Genomic DNA, 2137 nt, shown 5'->3' with positions numbered 1-2137 from the left:
GAATTAATTTTCAATATTATGAAAAAGATTCGCTGTTTGAAATCAAAAATAGTTACCCCGATTTTTTAATTAAATATAATGACCATGAAATATTTATCGAAATCAAAAGCAGTGATGATTTTGATGTCCTAAAATCCGAAGGGATTATTGAAGCGTTTGAGCAATACATTGCTGAATTAAATGATTATGAAAATCGTTATCAACCACTAATTAAGCACTTGACTTTACTAGTTGTTTACTTGGATAGAACCCAAAATAACCGAATGTATTTACAGGGAGATAGCAACCATTTAGGGATACAAAAATTGTTGTTAAAACAAAAAGGTTATCACACGACAATGAGTGATTTATTTACTGCAATTAGAAAAGATAGTAATCTTGGTTAATTCTTTTTATTCTTCCTTTATATGTTGAATAAAAAAATAAAGAATAGCAAAAACTCAATTTGGCTTTTTATTTCTTAATTTATATCAATACTTATAAAAAAAGTTAAAATATGTGTAAATATTCAGAAGCATAGCAAAACGATCGATAAATCACATTACTTATCATTTATTTTTTTAAAGACACCATAATGATAATTAAAGAATAGTGCAAAATAATAACATTTCTCTTATAAGTCATAGTAAAAAGTTATTTTAATGATTTGGTTCAATAATTAACTTTTTATTGTTTTTCTAATCTAATAACCGATTATTAGAGTTAAATAATAATATAATGTTCTTTATTTAGGATATGCTTTTTGTGACATAATAATCATACAGCGAAATATTTAAGTAAATTTAATCAGTTTCCATTAAGTTTGAAACTAAAGTAATCATGGCTGTACTGTTTAAAATTGTACTTGCGAAATCATTTTATAAGTTTAACACAATCCAAAAAGGAGGAATTTATATGTCTCAAACTAAAAAAGATAGAATTGAAGTAAAGGGTTTTGATATTCAAATTTACACTGAAGATTTTAAAAATGACTACATCAGTTTAACTGATATTGCAAGATATAAAAACTCAGAAGAACCCAATGTAGTGGTCGCAAATTGATTAAGGAACTATAATTCTATTGAATATTTAGGAATTTGGGAGAGTTTAAACAATGCTGATTTTAACCACCTCGAATTTGAGGGGGTTTTGGCAAAAGCTGGTCAGAACACCTTCACTCTTTCTCCGACGAAATGAATCACAATTACAAATGCTATTGGTATAGTTGTTAAAATGGGGAGATATGGTGGAACTTATGCCCATAAAGATATAGCATTTAAGTTCGCAAGTTGGATTTCAGCAGAGTTTGAACTTTATATGATTAAAGACTACCAAAGGTTAAAAAATGACGAAAATTCCAAATTATCACTTACCTGGAACTTGCATAGAGAAGTCGCTAAAATCAATTATAAACTTCACACAAATGCCATCAAAACCTATTTACAGGTAGACCTTACTAAAGAGCAATTATCCTTTAAATATGCAAATGAAGCAGATATGTTGAATGTAGCATTATTCAATAAAACATCTAAACAGTGGTGTGATGAAAATAAAGACGCAAAGGGTAATATTAGAGATTATGCAAGTCTTAATCAACTATTGGTATTATCAAATATGCAAAGTTATAACGCCATAATGATAGAAAAGGGCATGAGCCAAGCAGATAGAATGATAGAGCTTAGAAAACTTGCGAGAACTCAGCTAATAGCACTAGAAAAACTTAACGATAATAGTTTTAAAAAATTAGAGCGGTAATCATTTAAAAGTGTGATGTTCGTATGGGGAAAGAATAGCAATTAACAAAAAATAAAAATTCATTTAATGAAATAAGGATATAGAGCAAATACGATTAGAGTATATAGATCTTTTTCAATTTTGACATTTAAAAGTGTAAGATCAATGAGCAAATAATCCGAAAGTCTTACCATTTTTGTTATTTAAAATTTTAGTGGTAAACATCAGAACAACTTAAATAGTGGAGTAGTTCACATAAATACTATTACTATCTTTATATTTTTATAACCATGTATTAAAATCCTTAAATAAAGATACGATTTTTATAAAAACGGTTCTAGTCGGTTTTATATATTAAAATATTAGTTAGAGTATAAATATAGGGAGTATGTATGTTAGAACAATTAAAACAAGAATACATTGA

Annotated in this window: 2 protein-coding genes; both read left to right on the top strand. The window is 27.3% G+C overall.

The genetic code is table 4. The annotated features are described in order from the left end of the window. On the top strand, nucleotides 1–386 hold a 386-nt coding region (locus tag OF365_RS03135), incomplete at its 5' end, for a hypothetical protein (protein WP_263818161.1). Between the two features lie 508 nt (nucleotides 387–894). Then, complete coding sequence (locus OF365_RS03130; RefSeq protein WP_263818160.1) at nucleotides 895–1734, top strand: KilA-N domain-containing protein; 840 nt, start codon at nucleotides 895–897, stop codon at nucleotides 1732–1734. Nucleotides 1735–2137 lie beyond the last annotated feature (403 nt).

The sequence above is a fragment of the Ureaplasma zalophigenitalium genome (assembly GCF_025780055.1).
Classification (GTDB): Bacteria; Bacillota_I; Bacilli_A; order Mycoplasmatales; family Mycoplasmoidaceae; genus Ureaplasma; species Ureaplasma zalophigenitalium.
Note: the sequence above shows the minus strand (reverse complement) of the source record. Positions and strands in the feature narration are given on the sequence as shown.